Origin of the sequence: Micromonospora sp. DT41 (genome assembly GCF_049841715.1) — a bacterium.
Lineage (GTDB): Bacteria > Actinomycetota > Actinomycetes > Mycobacteriales > Micromonosporaceae > Micromonospora > Micromonospora profundi.
Genome location: NZ_JBNCKU010000004.1, coordinates 42,348 through 67,399, shown reverse-complemented (window position 1 = coordinate 67,399; position 25,052 = coordinate 42,348). Strand labels below are relative to the sequence as shown.

The following is a 25,052-nucleotide window of genomic DNA, read 5'->3' as shown; positions in this document are numbered from 1 at the left end:
GGCACGCCCTTGTCAGGCCAGCGGGGTGAGCTGCGCCGGCCGCTCGGTCGTGTGGTCCGTCGACGTCAACTCCCGGCGGGCGGCGGTCAGGAACGCCTCCGCGTACGACTCGGCGGGGAAGTCACCCAGGTAACGCCGGCGGGTCGCCCAGCGCGCCTCGGCCAGCGGGTCGGTGTCGAGCAGGGCGGTCAGCACCTCGTCGGCGTTGGACATGTCCCGGCGCAGCACGTAGCCCGACGCGGCCAGCGGGAAGTTCTCGGTGAACCGTTCGCCCTCGTTGCCCATGTCGGTGACGGCGTACGGCTTGCCGGAGTAGAGGTAGTCCGAGATGACCCCGGACACGTCGGAGATCAGCGCGTCGGAGCGGTTGACGCACTCGGTCAGGCTCAGCTCCCGGGCCGCCGCCCCGACCACGTGTGGCCGCCCGGTGCGGCTCCGGTCGGCGACCAGCAGCTCGGTGAGCCGGCCCAGCTGACGGGCTGACGCCGGGTTCTGCGTCGTGTACGGGTGGGCCCGCAGGATCACCGTCGCGCCGCGCGCCAGCAGCCGCCGCAGCAGTGCCTCGGCCACCGGCAGCGAGCAGTAGTCGGCGTCGGCGTGGTGCCCGGTCCAGGTCGGCGTGTAGAGCACGGTGGGCTGGGCCAGCCCGACGGTCGGCTCCGGGCGTACGTCGATCGACTCGACCTGCGGGCGGCCCACCACGACGAACTTCTCCGCCGGGATCTGCACGCCGGCGCGGGCGTACCTGTCGATCGCCGCCGGACCGGCCACGAAGATCCGGTCGAAGATTCCCGAGACCGGGTTGGCGCTGGGCGCCTTGTCGCTGTCGCCGTGGTGCAGCTGCACGTGGGTGAGCTGGGTGAACCGGATGCAGTGGCTGTTCTTCGCGCCGTGGTTGACGTAGAAGGCGGCGCGCAGGCTCGGCACCAGCGCCTCGTCCATGGTCCGCAGGGTGGGGCAGTAGACCACCGGCGCGCTTGTGGCCGCGGCGATCGGCGCGAGGAACTCCGGCTCGCGCACCATCACCAGGAACGGGCGGCCGATCCGCTCCAGGTACGGCAGCCACATGGTGACCTGGTATTCCGAGCCGGGCGGCGCGGAGAAGTGCAGCAGGAACTCCGGCTGGTGCCGGCGCAACGCGCGGGCCACCGGGTTGCCGCCGCTGGCCGGCCGGAACCGCCGCCGGGCCAGGTCCAGCGCGACAGCCCCGGCGCCGGCGCCCACCAGGAGGCTGGCGGCCAGCGCGACGACGGCGGGCAGGGCGAGCGCGGCGGCCAGGGCCACGACGGCGAGCAGCCCGAGCAGTGCGGTGCCGAGCTGACCGGCGATCAGCGGGGTCCAGGTCCGTACCGGCAGGTTTGCCGCCCGGATCTCCAGGTTGCCGGCGCTCCGCAGCGGCCCCACCAGCAGCACCAGCCCCAGCAGGACCAGCGCGGTGGCGGCGAGCGCCAGGTCGAACCCGTCGTCCAGCCGCCGGGCGTAGCCGACAAGCACGGCGGCGGCGATCAGAGTGGTCTCCGCCACCAGGTCGGCGCCGGCTCGGATCCGCTGTTCGGCGGCGGCTGCCGCCAGCGCGGCGACAGCCAGCGCCAGCCCCCAACCGGTGGCGCCGGTCAGCGCTACCACGACGAACGCCAGCACGGCCAGGCCGACGCTCAGGCACCGGGCGGCCAACTTTCGGACCAGGTCACCGCGCATGTCGCTCCGTTCGCCGCCGTCGCGCTTCCGCTGCCCGCGTCAGCTTGCGGCGGTCGTGCCGGCAGACACCTCGACCCGCCCCGCGCCGGGCTGGGCCGGCACGGCGGCCGGCGCGGGCCCGTCGCCGGGCGCCCGGCGTACGTCGATGACCTGGCCGGTGAGGTCGGAGACCAGCACGTCGAGCGAGGACTGGGCGACGGCCTCCGCGGCGAGCAGGGTGTGCTCCGGCTCCTCGCCGAAGGCCCGCGTACGCATCGGGGTGGCGGTCCGCTCCGGGTTGATGCAGTTGACGCGGACGCCGACGTCGGCCCACTCGTCGGCGAGCGCCTGGGTCAGGTTGACCAGGGCGGCCTTGGTGGCCGAGTAGAGCGCGTAACGGGCCCGACCCCGGGTGTACGAGCTGGACGTGTAGAGCAGCAGCTGACCCTTGGTCTGCTGGAGATAGGGCAGGGCCTGGCGGGCGATGGTCACCGGGCCGACGAAGTTGACCTGCAACAGCCGGTCCATCGTCTCCTCGTCCATCTCGGCCAGCGCGCCCCGCTCCAGGATCCCGGCGGTGACCACCACGTGGTCGATCCGTCCGGTGGCCTCGAAGGCGGTCTTGAGGGCGGCCTCGACGTCGTCGGCGCGCTCCACGTGGGTGCCGGTGGTGGAGCGGCTGAACGGGAAGACCTGGGCGCCGTAGCCCCGGGCCAGCTCGGTCAGCTCGTGGCCGATGCCGTAGCTGCCGCCGAACACCACGATGGTGCGCCCGGTCAGCTCCTCGGTGTAGCTGCGGTGGTTGGTCAGCCGGGGCGCCTGCGCCGCGGCGAGCTGGAAGAGCTTGTCCGCCAGGTGTACGTCGACCGGGTGGGTGACCTTGATGTTCTCGTCCGAGCCGTCGATCACCTTGATCGGGGTGCCCGGCAGGTAGCGCAGCACCACGCCGCAGTCGTCGGTTGCGGCGAAGTTGGGGTCATCCTCGGCGATCCGGTACGCCTCGCGGATGGTGGGGGAGCGGAACGCCTGCGGGGTCTGGCCGCGGCGCAGCCGGGAGCGCACCGGGATGTCGGTGATGCAGTCGTTGTCGTCCACCTGGATGATCGTGTCCGCGGACGGGATGGCCACGTCCACGGCGTCGTAGGTCCACAGCGCGTTGACGCACTCGCGGACGATCCGGCCGCTGAGCAGCGGGCGGACGGCGTCGTGGAAGAGGATGTTGCAGTCGGCCGGGCCGACAGCCTCCAGCGCGATCCGGGTGGTGGCGTTGCGGGTGTCGCCGCCCTCGATCACCTTGGTGACCTTGCGCAGGCCGGCCTTCTCGACGATCTGCTGGGCGTCCTCGACGTGACCGGCAGCCATCAGCACGATGATCTCGTCGATCTCCGGTGCGGCCTCGAAGACGGCAAGGGTGTGCTCGATGATCGGCTTGCCGGCGATCTTCAGCAGCTGCTTGGGAATGCCGAGGCCCAGCCGGGTCCCGGTGCCGCCGGCCAGCACCACGGCCACTGTCCGCGACGGCCGCCAGGGTACGGGGGTCTCCGTTGCGGCGTCCGGGCCAGTGGTCTGGTCCTGCGTCATTGCCGGATCCTCACTCTCGTCGAATGCGTTAACGGAAGGTTCCGCCCGAGCGGCGACGGAATGAACCTTAACGCGCGGACCGCGCCGCCCCAACGCGGGCGACGCGGCCACATGGTGCCGGGTCGATGCGTGACCTCGGCGCTACTTCTTGTTCGCGTACGCCTCGTACGCCCGGATGACCTCGTCGGTCGGGCCGTCCATCCGCAGGACGCCCGATTCCAGCCAGAGGGTCCGTTCACAGGTGTCGCGCACCGAGGAGAGCTGGTGGCTGACCAGGAACACGGTGCCGGCGCCCTCGCGCAGCTCCCGTACCCGCTGCTCGCTGCGCTTGCGGAAGCCCTTGTCACCGGTGGCGAGGGCCTCGTCGATGAGCAGCACGTCGTGCTTCTTGGCGGCGGCGATGGAGAACCGCAGCCGGGCCGCCATGCCGGACGAGTACGTGCGCATCGGCAGGCTGGCGAAGTCACCCCGCTCGTTGATCCCGGAGAAGTCGATGATCCCCTGGGCCTGCTTGGCGACCTCGTCGGGATGCATGCCCATGGCCAGGCAGCCCAGCACGACGTTGCGCTCACCCGACAGGTCGTTGAGCAGGGCGGCGTTCACGCCCAGCAGCGACGGTTGCCCCTGGGTGTGGATGGCGCCCCTGTTGACCGGCAGCAGGCCGGCGATGGCCCGCAGGATCGTGGACTTGCCGGAGCCGTTGCTGCCGATCAGCCCGATCGCCTCGCCCCGGTACGCGGTGAACGAGACGCCCTTGACCGCGTGCACCTCCCGGATGTTCGGCGCGTTCGTGCGCTTCACCAGCCGGCGCAGCGCGGCCACCGGTGTGGTGCCACCACCGGCGCCCTGGTGCACCCGGTAGATGATGTGCGCGTCGTCCACCACCACCGTGGGGATCCGTTCCGGCGTCAGCACGGGCAGGGCGACGGTCGCCTCGTTGGCGGCGTGCAGGGAATCAACCACGGCCGTACTCCTGTTCGCCGCGCCAGAAGTAGATGAAGCCACCGATACCGGCCACGAGTGCCCAGCCGGCGCCGACCAGCCAGAGCTGGGTCAGCGACTCGTTGAGCAACGGCGGCTCGTCCAGCAGCGCGTAGCGGGCCAGCTCGATGTAGACGAGCAGCGGGTTGTACTGGACGAGTGTCGCCGCCCAGCCGGGCAGCCGGGAGAAGAGGCTGACGCTGTAGAGCACGCCGGAGCCGTACATCCAGGTGCGCATGAGGAACGGCATTACCTGCTTGAGGTCGCTCGCCTTGGAGCCCATCCGGGCGACGAACAGCACCACGCCGGCGTTGAACACCGCCTGTAGCAGCAGGGCGGGCACGAGGATCAGCCACTTCCACGTGATCGGCTCGCCGGTGACGAGCACGATCCCGATGAGCACCACCATCGAGGCCAGCAGTTGCTGGAACTGGGTCACAGTGGTGGACAGCGGCAGGCTGGCGCGGGGGAAGTGCAGTGCCCGGATCAGCCCGAGGTTGCCGCTGATCGACTGGGTGCCCGCCAGCACCGCGCTCTGGGTGAAGTTGAAGATGAACAGCCCGGTCGTCAGGTAACCGATGAAGTTCGGGATCCGGTCGTTCTGCGCCAGCACCACCCCGAAGATCAGGTAGTAGACGGCGGCGTTCGTCAGCGGCGTGAGCACCTGCCAGAGCTGGCCCAGCTTGGCATTGCTGTACGAGGCGACCAGCTTGGCGTTGGCGTACGCGGCGATGAAATGCCGGTAGGCCCACAGTCGGCGGCTGTACTCGACCAGGGAGGGGCGCTCACCGGCGACCCGCAGTCCGTGTCGAGCGGCCAGCTGCGCCTGGGTCAGGCCCGTGTCGGGGTCGACCAGCGCGGTGGTGGCCATGGAAATGGCGCTCCGATCTTTCGTGCAGACGGGGTGGCTCGCGACGATGGAATCCTAGTGGGAAGTGTGCGCGGGGCGCCGCCTCGTCGCTGCCAGGACAGTAGTCCGAAACACGTCGGGACGCAACCGTACCGTCGTTGCGCTACGCTGGCCGGCGTGACCTGCGAGAAGAGTCTCTGGTGACGACCGAAAAGAGGCGTGCCCCGGCCGGTGCGGCGGTGCTGCGTGACGAGATCACCACCGCCATCCGCCGCGCGCTGATGCAGGAGCTCGCCGCTGTCGGCTACGGCCGGCTCTCCATCGAGGCGGTGGCCCGCCGGGCCGGCGTCAGCAAGACCGCCATCTACCGACGGTGGAACTCCAAGCTCGACCTGGTGGTGGAACTCGTCGCCGCCGCGGCGCACGGCAAGCTGCCGGTGCTGGACACCGGCACCCTGCGCGGCGACCTCGCGCTGCTGTTCCAGGCGGTGGCGCACGCGCTGCGCCACCCCCTCGCGTCGCAGATCATCCCGGACCTGCTGGCCGAGGCCGCCCGCAACCCGGCCATCGACCAGACCCTGCGCCAGGTGCTGCACGCCCGGCAGCAGGAGATCGGCGGTCGCCTGATCACCAGGGCCGTGCAGCGCGGCGAACTGCCCGCCGACACCGACCCGGACGCCGCCGTCGACCTCATCGTCGGCCCGCTCTACTGGCGGCTCGCCATCGCCCGGCTGCCGCTCACCGACAGCTACCTGGACAACCTTGTCGAATCAGTTGCCGTCGCGCTCGGCGCGAGCGTTTCCCTGCCGCAGCCGAGGGTGGCGCCAGCCTCCGGCTGAGCGGCCGCGCGACACCCGCCGCGCAAGGACCGACCATCCCGTTCACCTCGGCTAGGCTGCCCCCTTGACACTCGGCCGTCACCAGGCCGACACCTCCCTTGATCCCCGCCCTGACGAGAAGGACGCCCGTGGCCAACGTCGACAGCATCGCCGTCGCGCCCACCGATTCGGACCCACCGTCGCGGTCCGCACAGGCACCCGGGCCGGCCGTCGGCCCCGACCGAAGCCCGGCAGCGCGGGTACGCGCGCTGGTGGCCGCCGCCCCGGCGCTGCTCACCGATGGCGCCGTTGTCGCGTTCGCGCTCTTCACCGTGATCTATCACGCGGCCTTCATCTTCGCCCTGCGTCCGTCGGTGACCTTCCGGATCTGGCTGCTCGCCTGCGTGGTGCTCGCTGTGGTGGCGCTGGTACGTGCCCGCCGCCGCTCGGCCGCCACCGGCGCGGAGAGTGAACAGCCCGAAGCTGTCGCGTCGACCGACACGCGACCCGTCGTCGACCGCCGTCTGCTGATCGGCGTGCTCGTCGCCGCCGCGGTGGCCGCGCTCACCGCCGGTGTGATCGGCACTGGCGCCGGTGTCTCCTGGTGGATTCCGGCGGTGTCCGGCCTGCTCGCGGCCATCGGGGGGATCCTGCTGCTGCGCCGGGTCTGGCTGGCCGGCCCGACGCCCACCTCGATCGGGCCGGCGCCGACCGCGGCGCAGTCGGCGTACGCGCTGGTCGTGTCGGTGCTTGTGGCGATCTCCTCGTTCTTCCTGGCCCGGAACACGCCCGACGACGTCTACTACGTCGGGAAGTCGGTCTGGATCGCCGAGCGGGATCTCATCCCGCTCAACGACTTCCTGTTCTCCGAGAACGTCCTGCCGGCGATGGGTTCGCAGCCGCCCATCCCGTCGATCGAGGTGTTCAACGGCGCGCTGGGAAACGTGCTGGGCATCCACGCCGCGTCGGCCACCTGGTATCTGATGCTGCCGATCCTCGCGGTACTCGCGGTGCTGGCGCTGTGGCGGCTGACCCACCGGTGGGCCCCGCGCCGTCCGGTGCTGGCCTTCACAGTGGCCATCGCGTACCTCTACCTGGTCGTCGGCGGGGACGCCGCGCTTGGCACGTTCCACCTGCCCCGCCTCTACGAGGGCAAGGGCATGTTCGTCTCGGCCGTCATCCCGCTGATGTGGCTCTACCTGACCGAGTGGTTCGACACCCGGTCCCGGCGCAGCCTGGTGCTCATCGTGGCGCTCTCGATCACCGCGATCGGTCTCACCACCACTGCCGCGATCATCCTGCCGATGCTTGTCGGCGCCGCAGGCTTCGCCATGCTGCTTGTCGGGCGGTGGAAGGCCGCAGTCGTGGCGGGCGTGGCGGCGCTCGCGTACCCGATCGGCTCGCTCGTGGTGTCCCGCCTGGTCCTCGGCGGGCTGAGCGCAGACGGCGCGGACGACGCCTTCTTCGACGCTGCCTACACCTACAAGCGGACGCTGATGGTCGGCGTGGTCGGGGTGATCAGCGGCCTGGCGCTCTGGTGCGGCCCGCTGCTGGCGCGTCGACGTACGCCCGCGCTGCTCACCGCCGGTGCGACGCTCGCGTTGAGCGTCATGTTCGTGCCCGGTGTGCTGGAGGCGCTGAGCGCGCTGAGCGGCATCTCGGTGGTGCTGTGGCGCGTGCCGTGGTTGCTCGCCCTGCCCACGCTGATCGGGCTGCTCTGCACGGCGCGGGTGCCGGCGCCCACGCCGTTGCTGCGACGCGCGGCGGCGGGCGGGCTCGCGGCAGCGCTGGTCGCCTCGTTCGCCATCTTCGCCACCCCGATGTGGTCGGCGACGAGCTGGGTCGAGGTGCACGACAGGCCCACCTGGAAGCTGCCCCAGCAGCGCCAGTCCATCGCCTTCTGGATCAAGGGACTGGAACGGCCGCCGGGACTGCTGCTCGCCCCGAAGACGATCATGCGGACGTCCCTGATCGTCACCAGCGAGGTCCGGGTCGTCCTGCCCCGCGACTTCTACCTCGTCGAGTACGACCTCGAATCCCAGTTCGCCAAGGACCGGCTGCTGCTCTCCGATTTCGCCGACGGCACCGAGAAGCCGACGTCGACCGAGCTGGCACCGGCGCTCGACCGGCTCGACGTGGGCACCATCTGCGTCTACAACGGCAACGGGTACGCCCGTGAGATGGCACCGCAGCTCGGTTACCAGGAGTTCGCGAAGCGGCGGGCGCCCGGCGCGACAACCTGTTTCCGGCGGGCCGGCTGAGCGCATCGTCGATCGGTTCGGCCGGGCCCGCAGCGGGCCCGGCCGGCCGAGGTACGAGCTTTGACCGAAATGGTGGTGGATACCCGAGCGACGCCTCCTTGTCCCCTCGCGTTAAGGTCGCAGTCACGCGCTGCCGGCCGTCGCACGGGAATCCGGACCACAGCCGCCGTGGCCTGCCGCACCCCTGGGCATGGCCGTCCGTGCGCGATGGGGAGTGCCGTCGACCCACCGAGGGCTCCGGCCCGTCCTGGAAATCGTAGGGAGCGAACTCTTTGTTCGGCACGTTGACAGGTCGCCTTGGAGTGGCCGCCCACAGCGCGTTGCTGGTGCTGGCCTATCTGCTCATGCTCGTCGGCGGCGTATTCGGCTGGGTCGGCCTGTTCGCCGTCGCCGGGCTGGCAGCCATCATCGGCGAGTTCGCCGTCGCCCGCTGGTCACCGTCGTCGCAGCTGCTCCTGGAGAAGGTCGGCCTGCACTGGTCGTACCGGCAGCTGACCCGGGACCTCGCCGCCGTGCTCCTGGTCGCCGCCGAGGTGCGGTTGCGCGGCGGAGAGCTGACCCTGCTGCTGGCGCTGCCGGCCGCGGTGTGGGTCGTGTCGGTGTTCGCCGGGGCGTTCTCCACAATGATCGAACGTCGTAACCCGCTCTCGGCAATGGTGCGCAACATCGAGCTGGGCCCGCTGCGCGCCGCCCCCCAGCCGCCGGCCTGGGCGGCGGCGGTCGCCGGGGACCGGATGCCCCTGCTCAACCTGCTGCTGGTGCCGGCCGCCGTGGCCGCCGCGGTGCAGCACGACCCGACGCCGTTCTTCGTCGCTGGCGGGGTGGCGGTCGTGGCGACCGGTGTGGTGGGCGCGATCGTGGCGCTGACCTGGCTGCGCGGCCGAGGCCAGGGGGCCGGGCAGGGCACGCTGATGGCCGCCGTGCAGCGCTGGCTGGACACCAACCAGCCCGAGGTGGCGCTCTACTTCGCCGGGCCCGCCAAGGACGTCTACCAGGCCAACATGTGGCTCGCGCCGACCGAGGCGCTGAACCAGCGCGCGGTGGTCCTGCTGCGCAGCAAGGAGGCGTTCGCCGAGCTCGCCGACACCCGGCTGCCGGTGATCTGCGTACCGGCCGGGGTGGACTTCATGAACCTCGAACTCGGCAGCGTCCGTGTGGCGCTCTACGCCGCGAACGTCGGCGCGAACATCCACATGCTCCGCGAGCCGGGCACGAAGCACATCTTCGTCGGGCACGGCGACAGCGACAAGCAGGCGAGCGTCAACCCCTACAGCAAGGTGTACGACGAGGTCTGGGTCGCGGGCCTGGCCGGCCGGGAGCGGTACGCCCGGGCCGGGGTGGGAGTGCTCGACTCGGACATCGTCGAGATCGGCCGGCCGCAGCTCGCCGGGGTGCACACCTTCGGCGCCGAGTCGGTGGACCGGCCGTTCACAGTGCTCTACGCCCCGACCTGGGAGGGCTGGCTCGACGACGACCCGTACCACACCTCGCTGGTGTTGATGGGTGAGCGGATCGTCAAGGGGCTGCTGGCCACGACTCCCCGGCTGCGTCTGATCTACAAGCCGCACCCGCTCACCGGGTCGCGCTCCAAGGCGGCCCGGGCCGTGCACGAGCGCGTGGTGGCGGCCATCCGCGCCGCCGGCGGCAACCCGGATGCGTCCTCTCTGGACGGCACCGCGCACCTGGTGGTGACCGGTCGGACGCCGGCGCTGTTCGACTGCTTCAATCAGACCGACCTGCTGATCAGCGACGTGTCGAGCGTGGTGTCCGACTTCGTGCAGAGCCAGCGGCCGTACGTGGTGGCAAACCCGGCCGGCCTGCCGGAGGACGAATTCCGCAGGCAGTACCCGACGGCTCGGGCCGCGTACCTGCTCTCCAAGGACTGCGGTGAGCTGGAGAAGATCGTGACGGTGACCCGGGCCGGCGACGACCCGATGACCGAGGCGCGCCGGGAGCTGAAGACCTACCTGCTCGGCCCCGCCGAGGCGAACCCGATGGACCGGTTCCAGGAGGAGATCGCCCGCCTCTGCCGCTGACCCTACGGCGACCCGCGCCCGGCCCGACACACGTCGGACCGGGCGCTGTCGTGTCAGCCGAGCAGCGCGGCCACCGCGTCGGCGACCGGAGTGTCCGCCGGCAACGCCTGCGCCGCCACCACCGCCGTCACCGGCAGCGGGCCGTACACGTGTGGGAACAGTTGCCCGCCCCGCGACGGCTCCCAGCGCAGCGCGTCGCCCAGCGGCTGCTCGTCGACGCTGAGCAGTGTGAGCCCGGTGGCGCCGGTGAAGTGCCGCCGGGCTGTCTCCACCACCTGGTCGGCGGCGGACAGGTGGATGAAGCCGTCCTGCCGGTCCACGGCCGAACCGGTGAAGCTGCCGGAGGTCCGGGCATCGTCCCACTCGACTGTCGGCAACAGCTTGTAGATCATCTCCGCAGCCTACGTCGGCCGGTACGCGTTTCGGCCGTACCGCCGCCGACGCCGGTCGCGGCCCGGCATGCTCAGGTGGAGCGGCCGTGGAGGGATGGACGATGGCGAGCTACGACGACGACTGGACCGACACCCAGCGTGCGCTGTACGACGAGTGCTACCGGGCCGGCGGTGAGTGGGCCGAGGATCCGGACACCCCGTCCGACGACGTGCAGCATGTGATCAACCTGGCCGAGGCGGACGACGACGCCTTCAACGACGCCGAGATCGACTACCCACCTCTTGTCGACGCGGTCACCCAGGCCAGCGGAGTCGAGGTCACGAGCGTGCCGGCCCGCCACGACGATCCGGGGTTCCGGGGCTTCGCCGACGGCGTCCGGGACGCTGTCGCCGACGACGTCTTCGGTCTCTGATCGCGGGCGGCCGGGAGGCGGCCCTCCCGCTCGCAATGCCCTTCTGCGACCATTCGCAGGACGGCGCTGCGAGGGATGGAGGGCACGGGTGCGGATCCTGCTGGTGGAGGACGACCGTCGGGTGGCCGCAGCGCTCTCCTCCGCCCTCACCCGCCGCGGCTACGAGGTCGAGCACGCCGCCACCGTCGCCGCAGCGCTCTCCGCCGCCCCGTGCGACCTGGTGCTGCTCGACCTGACCCTGCCCGACGGAGATGGCACCGACCTGTGCCGGGAGTTGCGGCGGCGCAGCAACCAGCTCGGCATCATCGCGGTGACAGCGCGGGGCGAGGAACGCGACCGGGTGCTCGGCCTGCGCCTGGGCGCCGACGACTACGTGGTCAAGCCGTTCTCGATGGTCGAGTTGCAGGCGCGGATCGAGGCGGTGCTGCGACGGGCCGCGAACGCCGCCCCCGAGCGGCACCTCATCGAGGCGGGGACGGTACGCATCGACGTGGCTGCCCGCGCGGTGACCGTGGAGGGGCGTGCTGTCACGTTGACCCGCAAGGAGTTCGACGTGCTGCTGTCGCTGGCCCGCCAGCCGGGGGTGGCGGTGCCCCGCGACCGGATCCTGCTCGACGCCTGGGGCACCACCTGGGCCGACCGGCACACCGTCGAGGTGCACGTCGGGTCGTTGCGCGGCAAGCTGGGCGACCCGCGCCTGGTCGAGACGGTACGCGGAGTCGGCTACCGGTTGCGCGATGCGTGAGGGGCTGCCGTGCGCCGTCGACTGGTGATCAGCTACCTCCTGTTGATGGTGCTCGTCCTCGTCGCGTTGGAGAGCCCGCTGGCCATCACCCTGGCCAGTCGGGAGACCGAGCGGGTCCGCGCCGACCGGCTCGCCGACGCCACCCGGTTCGCCTCGCTGGCCGGGCCGGCGCTGCGCGGCGGCGTGCCCGGCCCGATCGCTGCGGAGCTGCGCAGCTACGACGAGTTGTACGGGATCGGCGCGGCCGTCGTCGACCGGGACCGGGACATCGTGGTCGGCTCGGCGCTCTGGCAGGCCGCCGATACCTCAACGGTCCTGGACACCGCGCTGTCCGGCCAGCAGGTCAGCGACCCCGATCTGGTGTGGCCCTGGTCGACCGGCCCGGTGGTGGTGGCGGTGCCGATCAACGACGGCGGCGAGGTGCTCGGCGCGGTGGTGATCGTGACGCCGGCCGACGAGATCCGACGGGCCGTCGTCACCTGGTGGCTGCTGCTCGCCGTGGCAGGCCTGCTCGTGGTGTTGGCGTGTGTCCTCACGGCGTTCGGGCTGGCCGGGTGGGTGCTGCGCCCGGTCACCGAGCTGGACGCGGTCACCCACGAGATCGCCGAGGGTGACCGGCGTGCCCGGGTGCAGCACCGGCTCGGCCCTCCGGAGCTGCGCCGGCTCGCGACGAGCTTCAACCACATGGCCGACGTGGTGTCCGACGTGATGGACCGGCAGCGCGCGTTCGTCGCGCACGCCAGCCACCAGCTGCGTAATCCTCTCACCGCGCTGCGGCTGCGGGTGGAGGAGCTCGGGCCCAGCCTCACCGACCCCGACGGGCGCTCCGAGCACCGGTTGGCGTTGGAGGAGACCGACCGGCTGGCGCTGGTGCTCGACGCCCTGCTCACTCTGGCCCGGGCCGAACGCGAGGAGAACGAGCGGGTCACGGTGGACGCCGCCGCGGTGGCCGCGTCCCGGGTGGCCGCGTGGACGCCGCTGGCCCGGCGTGAGTCGGTCACGCTGCGGCTCGCCGTGACGGACGCTCCGGCGTACGCCCTGACCGTGCCGACCGCCGTCGACCAGGCGTTGGACGCCCTGATCGACAACGCGGTGAAGTTCAGCGGGGCCGGCGGGGTGGTGACGGTGGCGGTGGCCTACCAGGACGAGGGGGTGGCCCTGGAGGTGCGCGACACCGGCCCGGGGATGACCGAGAGTCAGCTCGGTCAGGCCACCGAGCGGTTCTGGCGGGCGCCGGACGCGCAGAACGTCGACGGCGCCGGGCTCGGCCTGACCATCGTCGCCGTGCTTGTGGACGCGTCCGACGGTCGGCTCACCATGCGGTCGGGAAAGCCGCAGGGGCTCGTTGCCGGCCTGTGGTTTCCAGCGCCCGCACCCGTACCGCCTGCGGACGCTGTGGACGAGGAGGACCTGGCGGTCGACCTGCGGCCCACCTCGGCGCGGTAGCGAATCAGGGTTTCGCCGCCCGGTACCAGGCGGCGGCACCGGGGTGCAGCGACAGCGGGGCGGTGGCGATCGCCGAGCGGGGGCTCATCCGCCCCGCCGCCGGATGCGCGGCGGCCAGCTCGGTCCGGCGTTCCATAAGCAGCCGGGTCACCTCCCGCACCAGGCGTTCCGGCAGGTCGGCCCGGACGATCAGATAGTTCGGGTTGGCCACCGTGGTCACGGACATCACGCCGTACACGGAGCGGGGGATGTCCCGGGAGACGTAGACCTGCCCGTAGCGGACGCGCAGCAGCTCGGTCCACTCACCGAGGTCCACGATCCGGGTGGCTCTCTGCCCAGCCAGGTCATCGATGCCCCGCACCGGCAGACCGCCGGAGAAGAAGAACGCGTCGATGCGTCCGGAGCGCAGCGCGGCCACCGAGTCGTCCAGCCCGAGACGCTCCCTGTGGACTCCGTCGGGGCCGCCGAGCGCGGCCACCTCCAGCAGTCGCATGGCGGTGATCTCGGTACCGGAGCCGGGTGCGCCCACGGAGACCCGCCGGCCGCGCAGGTCCTGGAGCGTGCGGACCGGCCCGCCGTCGGTAGTGACCAGGTGCAACTGGTCGTCGTACACCCGGGCGACCGCGTCCACCAACGGGACGTCCGCCGGGTTGGTGGGCAGCACGTCCGCCTGCGTGAAGCCCAGTTCGGCCGCACCGGAGCCGACCAGGCGGACGTTCTCCGCCGAGGCGGCGGTGACCACCACGGTGGCCCGTACCCCGGGCAGTTCCCGGTTGAGGATGGTCGCCAGGGACTGTCCGAACGCGTGGTAGACGGCGGTGGGGCTGCCGGTGGCGATGCGGATGGCCACGGGTTCGGCGCGGGCCTCCCGGCAGCCTGCGGGAAGGAAGGCCGCGATCAGCAACAGCGCGGCCGTTCCCGCGCGGCGGTGACCGACCCGGCCCGACGAGGTACGACTCACGCGGTGCACTGTGCGCCGTCGAGCGGCGGTGCGCAAGCTCGTCCCGGCGGCCGGTCAGCACGGCGACGCGGCGTTGCCCGGTTCAGCCGGCGCGGAGTGTCACCTCCGACACCGTGCCGCGAGCCGCCTCCATCGACGCACTCCGCAGGATGCGCTCCCGGTCCGGGCCGTCGGCCACGCTCACCAGGCAGCAACCGGTACCCGCGCGGAGCACTGCCGGCACGTCCAACACGGCCGCGCCTCGGACCAGCACGGCGGCCAACTCCCGGTCGGTGATCCGTACGCCGAGGATGTGCCGCCGCACGTGGCGCCCGCCGGCCAGCAGCGCCGACCGCCACGCCGCCGCCGCGAGCCGGGACACCCACAGCCGACGGGCCGGCGAGGCGCCCGGCAGGGGACCGCCCAGCAGCTCCCGTCGGCCCTGCCACCAGCCGGCGTTCATGAGCCGGGTGTACGAGCCCCGGTGCGCCGGGGACACCTCGAGGCGGTGCAGTTCGTAGCGGCGGCGCAGACCGCCGACGGCCACCTCCTGGGTGACGGGGATGTCGAGGCGGCCGAGCAGTTGCCGCATCCGCTGGGCGGCGTCCTCCCTGTTGAATTCCACATACGGTGAGTGCGAGGGGAGCGCGGCAGCCGGCCGGGTGGTGGTGGGCGGTGCCGCGCAGCGCAGCAGGCAGGCGGCCTCGAACGCGTCGCCCAGGGTCAGCCAGTCCAGCGGAGGTGGTGTTGTCACCGGTGGGCGGGGCCGTTCGAGCAGAGCGGGATCGCGGGCCAACGGGGCTCCCTCGTCGGAGTCTGGGTTCCCCTACCGTGGCGTCTGCAGGGCCGTTGCGGAACCGTTGCCGCCCAGCCTTGAGGAAAATTTGCGGCAGCCGCCCCTACAGGACGGTGACAACGAGGTCCACCTGCCGCATTCGGCCCGCGGTGGGTGCTTCCTCCTCGACTGTGTACTTCAGCTCGCGCAGCACCTCGACAAGCCCTGCGGCGGTTCGTGGCCGTGCCCCGGCAAGCAGCAGATCACGGACCAGCCGACCCTTTGTGGCCTTGTTGAAGTGGCTCACCACCGAGCGCACCGGAACACCGTCGACGTCGCGCTCGTGCAACACCCGCACGGTGACCGTCCGCTCGGCCAGGTCGCCGCGGGGCGTCCAGGTCGCCGCGTACGCGCCGGAGCGCAGGTCCAGCACCGGGCCTCTGCCTGCCGCGCCGGCCAGGACCGGCGCCAGCTCCCCACGCCAGTACGCCGACAGCGCCCCGATGCCGGGCAGGCGTGCTCCGATGGGGCAGCGGTACGGCGGGATCCGGTCGGCGAGACGTACCGCGCCCCACAGCCCGGAGCTGACGAGGATCGACCGGCGTGCCGCCCGCTGCGCCTCCGCCGGCAGCGACGCCAGGTCCAGCGCCTCGTAGAGCACACCTGTGTAGATCTGCGCGGCCGGCGCGGTGGCGGCCACCCGCAGTCGGGCGTTGCGGCGCAGCTCGCCGCGCTGGCCCTCGCTGAGGCCGAGCGCGGCCCGGGCCGCCTCCTCGTCCGGCCCGTCGCTGAGCGTCACCAGCGCGTCGAGAACGCGCTCGCGGGCCGGGTTCAGCTCGGGCAGCGAGAGCTTGTCCGGGTTCCACCGTCGTCCGGTGCCGGCGTCGGCCTTCCCCTCCGAGGGTGGCAGCAGGATGAGCATCGGGGTCTCCTCGACGGGCGGTACGGCGCCCCACGCGCCGGCCCGGCCAGCGTACGACCCGTCGTTACCGCCAGGGCCGTACCGGGGTGTCAGGGTGGTACACGCGATAGCCACCGACCTCCCGCACCAGCGCGGTGTCGGCCCGGTCGGCGAGCAACCCGCGCAGCCTCCGGTCCATCGGCGAGTCGGCCTCCACCACATAGCCCGGCCGCTCGGACCGCCCGACCTGTCGCCAGTACGGCCGGTAGCGGTTCTGCCCGGGGGACAGGTCGCCGTCGAGCACAGCGCACACCACCGTCTCGTCGGTGTTGAACACCAGCCGGTTGCAGGTCCAGTAGTCCCCGTACACCTCGTGGGGGCCGTGGGCGCGCAACGCGGCGGCCAACTCCCGGGCCTGGCGCTCCTCGGTCCTGGGCGCGGCGACGCCGGTGGTCGCGAAGAGCACTGTGACCACGAGCGTGGTCACCGTCAGCGCGACCAGTGCGGCGGTGGCCAGCGCGCCGGTGAGCCGGCCGAGCGCGCCCACAGTGCCCCGCCAGGCGGCGACCGCCGCCAGCCAGAGGGGCCAGAGCACCGCCGGCAGCGACAGTTGCAGCACCGACAGGTAGCGGGCGTTGTCCAACGGGCTTGTCGCCGCGAGAGGGCTGCGTACGTACGACAGCAGTGTCAACGCCGCGCCGGCGACCAGCGCGAGGTGCACCACCGGCCCGACCCGCGCGCCGCGTGGCGTGTTCGTGGCCCGGCGGTACGCGAGCACCGCGAGCACGGCGGCGGCCACCAGCAGCACCGGGTAGAGCAGCCCGAACCACTGCTGCCAGCGGCCGCAACCGTCCACCGGGCAGAGCCCGTGCGCCAGCGGCACCCCCTCCAACAGGCCACCCCGGATCCGTTCCGACCACTGCGGCATCGGGCCGGCCTTGGTGCTGACCTGCCGGAACACCGACAGGGAGTCCTCGCCCGGACCGGCCCGCAGGTTGTCCCAGAGCATCGGTGCCACGCCGACGGCGAAGCCCGCCACCAGCAGCAGACCGGACCGGCCGAGCAGGTCCCGCCGCAGCGCCCAGACCAGCGCCAGCCCGGCCACCGCCAGGTACGGCAGGATCAGCCAGTCCGACCAGGCGGACAGCCCGACGAACAGGCCGAACAGGGCGACGGCCAGCCGGCGGTGGCGTACCGTCCCGGCGGCCAGCCCCACGGTGATCAGCAGCATCAGCAGCACCGCCGGCTTCACCTCCGGCCGCCCGCCGACGACTGTGAGCTGGTCGCGCACCACCCGTTCCGCCCCGAGCGCCAGCAGGCCCACGACGAGGACGGCGAACCACGGTGAGCAGATGCGTCGGGTGAGCCGGTAGATCAGGTAGAGGAACACCGCGTACAGGGCGAGCATCGGCAGCCGCAGCACCGGCCAGCTCGGCCCGGTCACCGCGAGCAGCGGCGCGGCGAGATACGACTCCAGCATGCCCATGTAGTGCTGGCCGTAGAGGAAGACCGGGCGCTCCCGACCCTGCCCGATGTGCAGGGCGGCCAGCCCGAAGGTCGCCTCGTCACTGTTCGACGACGGCACTGTGTACAGCGTGAGGACCAGCCGGTACCCGACGCCGATCAGCCCGAACAGCAGCGCGACGAGCGCCGGCCGGTCGAGTCGCGGACGCCACCGCCCACGGTGCAGCTCTGGATGTGACACGACCACGCCCCCGTCGTCGCTCCGACGGAGTGTTTCACGTCCGCCGGGGTCGCCGAGGTGGATCGCCGCAGCCGGGCCCGCTCGCGTGGCCGCTGCTGCCGACGTGTGGCAGGGTTGGCGGGTGCCACCCACTCCCGCCGGCCAGTTGGCCGTGCCGAACCTGCACCGGGCCGCGCGGATCGAGGACGCCGTGCACCAGCTCGTGGAGCGCCGGTTGCGGCGCACCGGCTGGCGCATGAACATCGTCGCGTACGCCGGCTACGGCCGCCCCGGTTGGGTACGCGTGATGTGCCGGGTGCTGCTGGGCCGTCCGGACACCCGTCAGCGGGGTCGCCTGGACAAGGTCCGCGGCTGGCGCAGCTTCACGACCCTGCCCGCCAAGCACGTCACGGTGCAGATCGAGGCCGGCGGGGTGCGGTGTGAGGCGCAGGCCGACCGCAGCGGCTTCGTCGACACGCTCGTCGAGGCCGATCTGCCGCCCGGCTGGGGTTCGGTGCGGCTCAGCGTGCCCGACGCCGAGCCGGTCGACGCGCCGGTGCGGATCCTCGACCCGGACGTCACGTTCGGCATCCTGTCCGACATCGACGACACGGTGATGGTGACCGCGCTGCCCCGGCCGCTGCTCGCCGCGTGGAACACCTTCGTCCTCGACGAGCACGCCCGCAACGCCGTGCCCGGCATGGCGGTCCTCTACGAGCGGCTTGTCACCGCCCACCCCGGCGCCCCGGTGTTCTACCTGTCCACCGGCGCGTGGAACGTCGCGCCGACGCTGACCCGGTTCCTCTCCCGGCACCTCTACCCGGCCGGGCCGCTGCTGCTCACCGACTGGGGTCCGACCGCCGACCGCTGGTTCCGCAGCGGCATGGAACACAAGCGCAGCACCCTGGCCCGGCTGGCCAAGGAGTTCCCCGACGTGAAGTGGCTGCTTGTCGGCGACGACGGCCAGCACGACCAGGAGATCTACCGCGAGTTCGCCGCCGCCCACCCGGAGAACGTCGCCGGGGTGGCGATCCGCAGGCTCTCCCCGACCCAGGCGGTGCTTGCCGGTAGCCTGCCGGCCCCGGCCGGCGCCTCGTCGGCGGGGCCGGTGGGGCAGAAGTGGCTGTCCGCGCCGGACGGCGCGGGGCTGTGGCAGTTGCTCCGCGACGCCGGCCTGGTCTGACGTCGGGTCAGTTCCTGCGGAGCCACACGGCACCCAGCGGGGGCACCTGGAGGGCCGCCGACGCCACCATTCCGTGCCACGGCACGTCTTCGGCGTGCACCGCGCCCAGGTTGCCCACGCCCGACCCGCCGTAGTGGTGGGCGTCGGTGTTGAGCACCTCGATCCACGTCCCGCCGGCCGGCAACCCGATCCGGTAGTCGTGCAGCGGCTGGGCGGAGAAGTTCGCCACGCACACCAGCGTCGAGCCGTCCGGGGCGATCCGGATGAACGACACGGTGTTGTTGGCGACGTCGTCACCGGCGATCCAGCGGAACCCGGCCGGTTCGGTGTCCTGTGCCCAGAGCGCCGGCGTGTCCCGGTAGACCCGGTTCAGGTCGCCGACGAGCCGCTGCACGCCCGCGCGGGCGGGGTCGTGCAGCAGATACCAGTCGAGGCCGCGTTCCTCGCTCCACTCCCTGTCGTCGGCCAGCTCGGAGCCCATGAAGAGCAACTGCTTGCCGGGGTGCGCCCACATGTACGCCAGCAGCACGCGCACGTTTGCCAGCCGCTGCCAGGTGTCGCCGGGCATCTTGCCGGCGAGCGAGCCCTTGCCGTGCACCACCTCGTCGTGGCTGATCGGCAGCACGTAGTTCTCGCTCCAGGCGTACGCCAGGGAGAACGTGAGCTGATGGTGGTGGTGCTGGCGGTAGATCGGGTCCTTCGAGGTGTAGAGCAAGGTGTCGTGCATCCAGCCCATGTTCCACTTGAACCCGAAGCCCAGCCCGCCCTCGGCCGTGGGCTGGGTGACTCCCGGCCAGGCCGTGGACTCCTCGGCGATCATGACGACGCCGGCGTGGTGCTTGTAGACCGTCGCGTTCACCTCCTGCAGGAACGCGATGGCCTCCAGATTTTCCCGACCGCCGTACTTGTTGGGCTCCCACTCGCCGTGGTTGCGGGAGTAGTCCAGGTAGAGCATCGAGGCGACCGCGTCCACCCGCAGCCCGTCGATGTGGAACTGGTCGCACCAGTAGAGCGCGTTGGCGACCAGGAAGTTGCGCACCTCGCGGCGGCCGAAGTCGAAGACGTACGTGCCCCAGTCGGGGTGCTCTCCGCGCCGCGGGTCGGGGTGCTCGTAGAGCGGGGTGCCGTCGAAGCGGGCCAGCGCCCACTCGTCCTTGGGGAAGTGGGCGGGAACCCAGTCCAAAAGTACGCCGATGCCTGCGGCGTGCAGCTCGTCGACGAGGTGACGGAACTCGTCCGGGTCGCCGAAGCGGGACGTGGGCGCGTAGTAGCCGGTCACCTGGTAGCCCCAGGAACCGCCGAACGGGTGCTCCATGACGGGCAGGAACTCCACGTGCGTGAAGCCCAGTTCGGTGACGTACGCGGTGAGCTGCTCGGCCAACTCGCGGTAGCCCAGGCCGGGCCGCCACGAGCCGAGGTGCACCTCGTAGACGCTCATCGGCTCCTGGTGCGGCTGCCGCTCGGCGCGTCGGGCCAGCCAGTCCGCGTCGTTCCACCGGTACGTCGAGTGGTACACCACCGACGCGGTGGCCGGCGGCACCTCCGCGTACGCCGCCATGGGGTCGGCCTTGTCGCGCCACTGCCCGTCGGCGCCGAGGACCCGGAACTTGTAGCGGGCGCCGACGCGGGCATTGGGCACGAACAGCTCCCACACGCCGCTGGACCCGAGCGAGCGCATCGGCCACCCGTCGTCGGGCGCCCAGCCGGTGAAGTCGCCCACCACCCGCACGCCCCGGGCGTTGGGTGCCCACACGCTGAACGCCACGCCCTCGTCGAAGACCCGCGCGCCGAGCGCGTCCCACAGCCGCTCGTGCCGTCCCTCGCCGATGAGGTGCAGGTCCAGTTCGCCGAGGGTCGGCGGGTAGCGGTACGGGTCGTCGTGGACGGCCCCGTCGACCTCCACCCGGTAGTCGAGCACTGTGCCGTCGACCTGCGCCTCGAAGACGCCGACGTCGTGCACCCGCTTCATCGGGTAGCGCTCGTCGCCGACGAGCAGCACCACGTCGCCGGCACCCCGGCGCATCGTCCGGACCGTCGTCGAGGAGTCGGTCGGGTGCGCGCCGAGCAGTGCGTGCGGGTCGTGCGTCGCGCCGGTGATCAGCTGGTCCATCGGGCGTCCTTCGGGGCGGCGTCGGTCGGGGCGGCTGGTGCCGGGGTCGTCGGTGCGGTGCCGCCGGAGAGCTCGTCGGGCACCTCGGCGACGGTGAGGTCCGCCGGCTCGGCGCCCGCCGGTTCCGGCGTGGTCGGCGGGGTGGGGCGACGCACTGTCAGCACGTGCGCCGGTTGCAGGTACGGGTCGAGTCGCACGGCGTTGCGCTGACCCCAGTTGTAGCTGGTGCCGGTCAACTCGTCGTGCACTGTGAACCGCTCGTGCCAGTCGAAGCCGAGCGCCGGCATGTCCAGTGTCGTGTTGCCCCACTGCACCTCGCGCGAGTCGAACGAGCAGACCACGATCACCGTGTTGCCGGTCGCCGGGTCGTGCTTGGACCAGCAGAGCAGCGCCGGGTTGTCGATCTCGTGGAACCGCAGGTTGCGCAGCTGGTGCAGGGCCGGGTTGTTCCGGCGTACCCGATTGAGGGTGGTCAGGAACGGTGCCAGCGAGCGGCCCTGCGCCTCTGCGGCGGCCCAGTCGCGGGGCCGCAGCTCGTACTTCTCGTTGTCCAGGTACTCCTCGGCGCCCGGTCGGGCCACGTGCTCGAAAAGCTCGTAGCCCGCGTACAGACCCCAGGAGGGGGACAGCAGCGCGGCAAGCACCGCCCGGATCTTGAACATCGGCGGGCCGCCGTGCTGCAACGACTCGTGCAGGATGTCCGGGGTGTTCGGCCAGAAGTTCGGCCGCATGTAGTCGGCCGACGCGACCAGTTCCTCGCAGTACTCCCGCATCTGCGCGGCCGTCGTGCGCCAGGTGAAATAGGTGTACGACTGCGTAAAGCCGATCTTGCCCAGCCCGTGCATGATCGCGGGCCGGGTGAACGCCTCGGCCAGGAAGAGCACGTCCGGGTCGACGGTCTTGACCTCGGCGATCAGCCAGTGCCAGAAGTCGAACGGCTTGGTGTGCGGGTTGTCCACCCGGAAGATCCGGATGCCCTCGCCCACCCAGTGCAGCACGACCCGCAGCACCTCGGCCCGGATGCCCTCGGGGTCGTTGTCGAAGTTGACCGGGTAGATGTCCTGGTACTTCTTGGGCGGATTCTCCGCGTACGCGATGCTGCCGTCGGCCCGGGTGGTGAACCACTCCGGGTGCTCGGTGACCCACGGGTGGTCCGGCGCGCACTGCAACGCCAGGTCCATGGCGACTTCCAGGCCCTGCGCCGCCGCCGCCTCGATGAAGGCGCGGAAGTCCGCGGGCGTACCCAGGTCGGGGTGGATGGCGTCGTGGCCGCCCTCGGCGGCGCCGATGGCCCACGGCGAGCCCACGTCGTCGGGCCCGGCAGTGAGCGCGTTGTTGCGGCCCTTGCGGTTGATGCGGCCGATCGGGTGGATCGGCGGCAGGTAGAGCACGTCGAAGCCCATCGCGGCCACACCCGGCAGCCGGTCGGTCGCGGTGGCGAAGGTGCCCGACCGGCCGCCCGCCGCCCCTTCGGAGCGGGGGAAGAACTCGTACCAGGCCGAGTAGAGCGCCCGCTTGCGGTCAACCCAGATGGTGTACGCCTCACCGGCCGTCACCAGCTCCCGCACCGGGTGCTCCCAGAGCAGGTCGGCCAGGCTCAGCGCCGGGCCGACCCGCTGCGGCAGCGGCAGGTCGGTGTCGGCGAGCGCGGTGAGCGCGTCGGCGAGCCTGGGCCGGTCGCTCGCCGGCACGAGGTCCCGGGCGGCGGCGAGCACCCGCGTGCCCTCGGCCAGGTCGTTGGCCAACTCGGCCGGTCCCTGCCCGGCGGCGATCTTCTTGGTCACCGCGTTCTGCCAGGTCAAATACGGGTCCTGGAACGCCTCGACGGAGAACGTCCACTCGCCCACGGCGTCCGGCGTGATGGTGGCGTGCCAGCGGTCCTGGCCGGGCTCGCCGGGGCGCATCCGGGTGAACGGCCGGGTTTCGCCGTTCGGGCCGGCCCACACCACGTTGCAGCCCAGCGCGTCGTGCCCCTCCCGGTAGGCGCGTGCCGACACCGGAACCGGTTCGTCGACCACCGCCTTCGCCGGGTACCGCCCGCACGAGACGACGGGGGAGACGTCTTCGATCGGGAACCGTCCAGTCACCCCGCCAACCTACTGTGCGAGATCGGCTCGCGCGCGGCCAAGCATCGGACGTTGGCAACCTGACGCGGCCGATAGAAGGCGTGAAGCATGATGCATGCTCCGACATGTCGCGCATGGTGTGTGACACGTGATAGGGGGATGGGTATGCGGTTGAACAGCAAGGGTCAGGTCATCATCCCTGCCGGCGCTGCGAGCTCAGTACAACCTTCATGAGGGCGACGAGGTCGATGTGGTGGACGAGGGCGGTGCTCTGCGCATCGTCCGCGTTCACGGTGCGGATACCCGGGGGCAGCGGCTCGTCCGTCACATGCGGGGCAGGGGGAGCGCCAAGGACACCGAGCACATGTCCACCGAGGAGTTGATGGCGTTGTTGCGTGGCGAGTGACCGGTTCCGTGCCCTGCCGTCCCGCTCGCCGGATGCGACGACGACGCTTGACGACACCAACGTGCTGCTGGACATCCGACGACCCCAAGTGGGCGGAGTGGTCCGGCAACGCTCTCGCCGAGGCCCGGGATGCCGGCAACCTGGTGATCAACCCGATCGTGTACGCCGAGGTGTCGGTCCGTTTCGACCGCATCGAGGATTTGGACGAGGCGCTGCCCGCCGCGGACTTCCTTCGCGAAGAGCTTCCGTACCCCGCGGGCTTCCTCGCCGGCAAGGCGTACGCGCGATATCGGAGGCTGGACGGCGCGAAGCGGTCGCCGTTGGCCGACTTCTACATCGGCGCGCATGCGGCCGTCTGCCCGATACAACCTGCTGACCCGTGACGGGTCGCGATACCGCACGTACTTCCCGACCCTGACGTTGATCACGCCGGGCGACTGATCGCCTCCCGGGTCCTTCTCTATGTGCGCCGGTGGTAGTGGTTGCGGCGGGGGAGTTGGTCGGGGTCGAGCCAGGCAGGTGGGATGAACTCGGGGTGGCCGTCGCCGCCCAGACGCACAACCCAGTCGCCCGCATGGATGTGGCGGTGGTGGTGACCGCAGAGCAGCACCGCGTTGGCCAGGCTGGTGTCGCCGCCGTCGGCCCAGTGCCGGATGTGGTGGCCGTCGCACCAGCGGGGCGGACGGTCGCAGCCGGGGAAGGTGCAGCCGCCGTCGCGCAACACGAGTGCCCGACGGAGCGGGCCGGTGATGAGGCGGCGTTGCCGACCGACGTCGAGTGGTTGGCCGGTGCCGCCGAGGACGGCGGGCAGGATCGCGGCGTCGCAGGCGAGCCGACGTACGGCCTCGGGGGTGAGCTGCTGGCCGATGTCGAGAGCGCCGGCGCCCAGCAGCCGTGTCAGCTCGTCGTAGCTGGTGGTGACGACGATCTGGGCGACGTCGCCGCCGTTCTCGGGCAGGTCTCCGGTGCGCAGGGCGAGCCGGCACACGTCGGCGAGCGCGTCGTGGCGGCGCTGCCCGGCGGAGCGGGTGTCGTCCGGCCCGGAGGGCGTGGTCAGCGGGTCGATGGCGGCGCGCAACAGGGCGGCGGCCTCGGTGTTGAGGACGCCGGACAGGCGCAGCCGCCCGTCGGGTTGCTCGCTCACTGTCACATGCCTGTCGCGGGCCTCCCGCGACTCCTGTGCCCGCAGCGCCGCCTCGGCGGCCTGGTCGGCGATCTCCGGGGCGACGTGGTCGAGGATCCGGGTGCCGAGCCTACGCAGCAGGGCGGCGTCGAACTGCGCGGCCCAGTCGACGAGGACACCGACGGCCTTGTCGGCGGCCTCCGCGCCGGCAGCGCTGTGCACTGTCTCGACAGTGTCGGCGATGACCCGGACCTGCTCCACGGTGACCGCCCCGCCGGCCAGCGCGTCCCGCACACCGGTCGGCGCGGCGTCGAGCGCGGCGGCGAGCTCGACCAGACGGCGCGCGGCGCCGACACCGAGGCGCAGGCGGTCGCGCAGCCACACCGCCGTCGAGGACGCACCCTGCGTGGTGGCCGTGCCTCGACCGTCCAGCTCGCGTACGAGGGTCAGCTTGACCGCGGCGAGGCGTTGCTCCAGGCGGTGGGCGGCGTCCAGGGCGGCGACGAGGCCCCGCTCGTCGACGGCCCAGGTGGCGCGGTCGAGGCAGACCGCCACAGCGGCCTCTGCCTGCGCCAACGCATCGATCACCAACAAAGACTAGAACACGTGTACGACACTTTCCGGCGCGGCAAGTGCGCTGCCGGCGCGCAGGTCACCGGGCCAC

The 25,052-nt window shown here is 71.8% G+C and carries 21 protein-coding genes; 9 read left to right on the top strand and 12 right to left on the bottom strand.

Translation table 11 applies throughout. The features are described 5' to 3' along the window. Positions 1–12 precede the first annotated feature (12 nt). The 4 genes from ACLQ23_RS08845 to ACLQ23_RS08830 form a co-directional block, all read right to left on the bottom strand. Positions 13–1,698 carry a CDP-glycerol glycerophosphotransferase family protein gene (locus ACLQ23_RS08845; RefSeq protein WP_355595423.1) on the bottom strand — a complete coding sequence of 562 codons (1,686 nt, stop codon included), beginning with the start codon at positions 1,696–1,698 and terminating at the stop codon, positions 13–15. Positions 1,699–1,737: 39 nt separating this feature from the next. Next, entirely contained in the window at positions 1,738–3,258 is a 1,521-nt protein-coding gene (locus ACLQ23_RS08840; protein ID WP_425880515.1) for a D-ribitol-5-phosphate cytidylyltransferase, read from the bottom strand. Between the two features lie 141 nt (positions 3,259–3,399). Beyond that, entirely contained in the window at positions 3,400–4,209 is an 810-nt protein-coding gene (locus ACLQ23_RS08835; RefSeq protein WP_157552259.1) for an ABC transporter ATP-binding protein, read from the bottom strand. A gap of 4 nt (positions 4,210–4,213) precedes the next feature. Beyond that, complete coding sequence (locus ACLQ23_RS08830; protein ID WP_355595419.1) at positions 4,214–5,110, bottom strand: ABC transporter permease; 897 nt, start codon at positions 5,108–5,110, stop codon at positions 4,214–4,216. A gap of 218 nt (positions 5,111–5,328) precedes the next feature. On the opposite strand from ACLQ23_RS08830, the gene ACLQ23_RS08825 reads away from it, so the two are divergent. The 3 genes from ACLQ23_RS08825 (at position 5,329) to ACLQ23_RS08815 (ending at position 10,204) form a co-directional block, all read left to right on the top strand. Then, positions 5,329–5,928, top strand: a complete 600-nt coding sequence (locus tag ACLQ23_RS08825) for a TetR/AcrR family transcriptional regulator (protein ID WP_425735494.1) — start codon at positions 5,329–5,331, stop codon at positions 5,926–5,928. 128 nt (positions 5,929–6,056) lie between these two features. Then, on the top strand, positions 6,057–8,168 hold the full coding sequence (locus ACLQ23_RS08820) for a DUF6077 domain-containing protein (protein ID WP_425880514.1): 2,112 nt from the start codon (positions 6,057–6,059) through the stop codon (positions 8,166–8,168). A 272-nt stretch (positions 8,169–8,440) separates the two neighbouring features. Next, on the top strand, positions 8,441–10,204 hold the full coding sequence (locus ACLQ23_RS08815; RefSeq protein WP_425880513.1) for a CDP-glycerol glycerophosphotransferase family protein: 1,764 nt from the start codon (positions 8,441–8,443) through the stop codon (positions 10,202–10,204). Positions 10,205–10,257: 53 nt separating this feature from the next. Here the strand turns inward: ACLQ23_RS08815 and ACLQ23_RS08810 are convergent, their stop codons facing one another. Further along, positions 10,258–10,596: a DUF952 domain-containing protein gene (locus ACLQ23_RS08810; protein WP_425880512.1), complete on the bottom strand. Its 339-nt coding sequence runs from the start codon at positions 10,594–10,596 to the stop codon at positions 10,258–10,260. Between the two features lie 101 nt (positions 10,597–10,697). On the opposite strand from ACLQ23_RS08810, the gene ACLQ23_RS08805 reads away from it, so the two are divergent. From ACLQ23_RS08805 to ACLQ23_RS08795, 3 genes are all read left to right on the top strand, one after another. Next, positions 10,698–11,009 carry a hypothetical protein gene (locus ACLQ23_RS08805; RefSeq protein WP_167945101.1) on the top strand — a complete coding sequence of 104 codons (312 nt, stop codon included), beginning with the start codon at positions 10,698–10,700 and terminating at the stop codon, positions 11,007–11,009. An 88-nt stretch (positions 11,010–11,097) separates the two neighbouring features. After that, positions 11,098–11,754: a response regulator transcription factor gene (locus ACLQ23_RS08800; RefSeq protein WP_053652713.1), complete on the top strand. Its 657-nt coding sequence runs from the start codon at positions 11,098–11,100 to the stop codon at positions 11,752–11,754. A gap of 9 nt (positions 11,755–11,763) precedes the next feature. Further along, positions 11,764–13,200 carry a sensor histidine kinase gene (locus ACLQ23_RS08795; protein ID WP_306272162.1) on the top strand — a complete coding sequence of 479 codons (1,437 nt, stop codon included), beginning with the start codon at positions 11,764–11,766 and terminating at the stop codon, positions 13,198–13,200. Between the two features lie 4 nt (positions 13,201–13,204). Here the strand turns inward: ACLQ23_RS08795 and ACLQ23_RS08790 are convergent, their stop codons facing one another. From ACLQ23_RS08790 to ACLQ23_RS08775, 4 genes are all read right to left on the bottom strand, one after another. Next, positions 13,205–14,161, bottom strand: coding sequence for a TAXI family TRAP transporter solute-binding subunit (locus ACLQ23_RS08790; protein ID WP_053652711.1), 957 nt, complete (start codon positions 14,159–14,161; stop codon positions 13,205–13,207). 82 nt (positions 14,162–14,243) lie between these two features. After that, positions 14,244–14,936 (bottom strand): hypothetical protein, encoded by a 693-nt coding sequence (locus ACLQ23_RS08785; RefSeq protein ID WP_167945099.1) that lies wholly within the window; start codon positions 14,934–14,936, stop codon positions 14,244–14,246. A 103-nt stretch (positions 14,937–15,039) separates the two neighbouring features. Beyond that, entirely contained in the window at positions 15,040–15,837 is a 798-nt protein-coding gene (gene yaaA, locus ACLQ23_RS08780; RefSeq protein WP_425880511.1) for a peroxide stress protein YaaA, read from the bottom strand. 64 nt (positions 15,838–15,901) lie between these two features. Next, positions 15,902–17,527, bottom strand: a complete 1,626-nt coding sequence (locus tag ACLQ23_RS08775) for an ArnT family glycosyltransferase (RefSeq protein ID WP_425880510.1) — start codon at positions 17,525–17,527, stop codon at positions 15,902–15,904. 115 nt (positions 17,528–17,642) lie between these two features. Between ACLQ23_RS08775 and ACLQ23_RS08770 the strand changes: the two genes are divergently transcribed. Then, entirely contained in the window at positions 17,643–18,683 is a 1,041-nt protein-coding gene (locus tag ACLQ23_RS08770; RefSeq protein ID WP_167945096.1) for an App1 family protein, read from the top strand. A gap of 7 nt (positions 18,684–18,690) precedes the next feature. Here the strand turns inward: ACLQ23_RS08770 and glgB are convergent, their stop codons facing one another. Both glgB and ACLQ23_RS08760 read right to left on the bottom strand, forming a co-directional pair. Further along, positions 18,691–20,793 (bottom strand): 1,4-alpha-glucan branching protein GlgB, encoded by a 2,103-nt coding sequence (gene glgB / locus ACLQ23_RS08765; protein ID WP_425880509.1) that lies wholly within the window; start codon positions 20,791–20,793, stop codon positions 18,691–18,693. After that, positions 20,781–22,880 carry an alpha-1,4-glucan--maltose-1-phosphate maltosyltransferase gene (locus tag ACLQ23_RS08760; RefSeq protein ID WP_334550559.1) on the bottom strand — a complete coding sequence of 700 codons (2,100 nt, stop codon included), beginning with the start codon at positions 22,878–22,880 and terminating at the stop codon, positions 20,781–20,783. Before ACLQ23_RS08760 ends, glgB begins: the two co-directional genes overlap by 13 nt. Positions 22,881–23,112: 232 nt before the next feature. On the opposite strand from ACLQ23_RS08760, the gene ACLQ23_RS08755 reads away from it, so the two are divergent. Together ACLQ23_RS08755 and ACLQ23_RS08750 are read left to right on the top strand one after the other, a co-directional pair. After that, positions 23,113–23,265 carry a hypothetical protein gene (locus ACLQ23_RS08755; RefSeq protein ID WP_355595392.1) on the top strand — a complete coding sequence of 51 codons (153 nt, stop codon included), beginning with the start codon at positions 23,113–23,115 and terminating at the stop codon, positions 23,263–23,265. A gap of 47 nt (positions 23,266–23,312) precedes the next feature. Further along, the gene (locus ACLQ23_RS08750; RefSeq protein WP_355595390.1) at positions 23,313–23,648 is read left to right on the top strand and encodes a type II toxin-antitoxin system VapC family toxin; all 336 of its coding nucleotides are present in this window, start codon (positions 23,313–23,315) and stop codon (positions 23,646–23,648) included. Positions 23,649–23,725: 77 nt separating this feature from the next. Here ACLQ23_RS08750 and ACLQ23_RS08745 read toward each other — a convergent pair whose 3' ends face one another. Beyond that, the gene (locus ACLQ23_RS08745) at positions 23,726–24,976 is read right to left on the bottom strand and encodes an HNH endonuclease signature motif containing protein (protein ID WP_355595388.1); all 1,251 of its coding nucleotides are present in this window, start codon (positions 24,974–24,976) and stop codon (positions 23,726–23,728) included. Between the last annotated feature and the right edge of the window lie 76 nt (positions 24,977–25,052).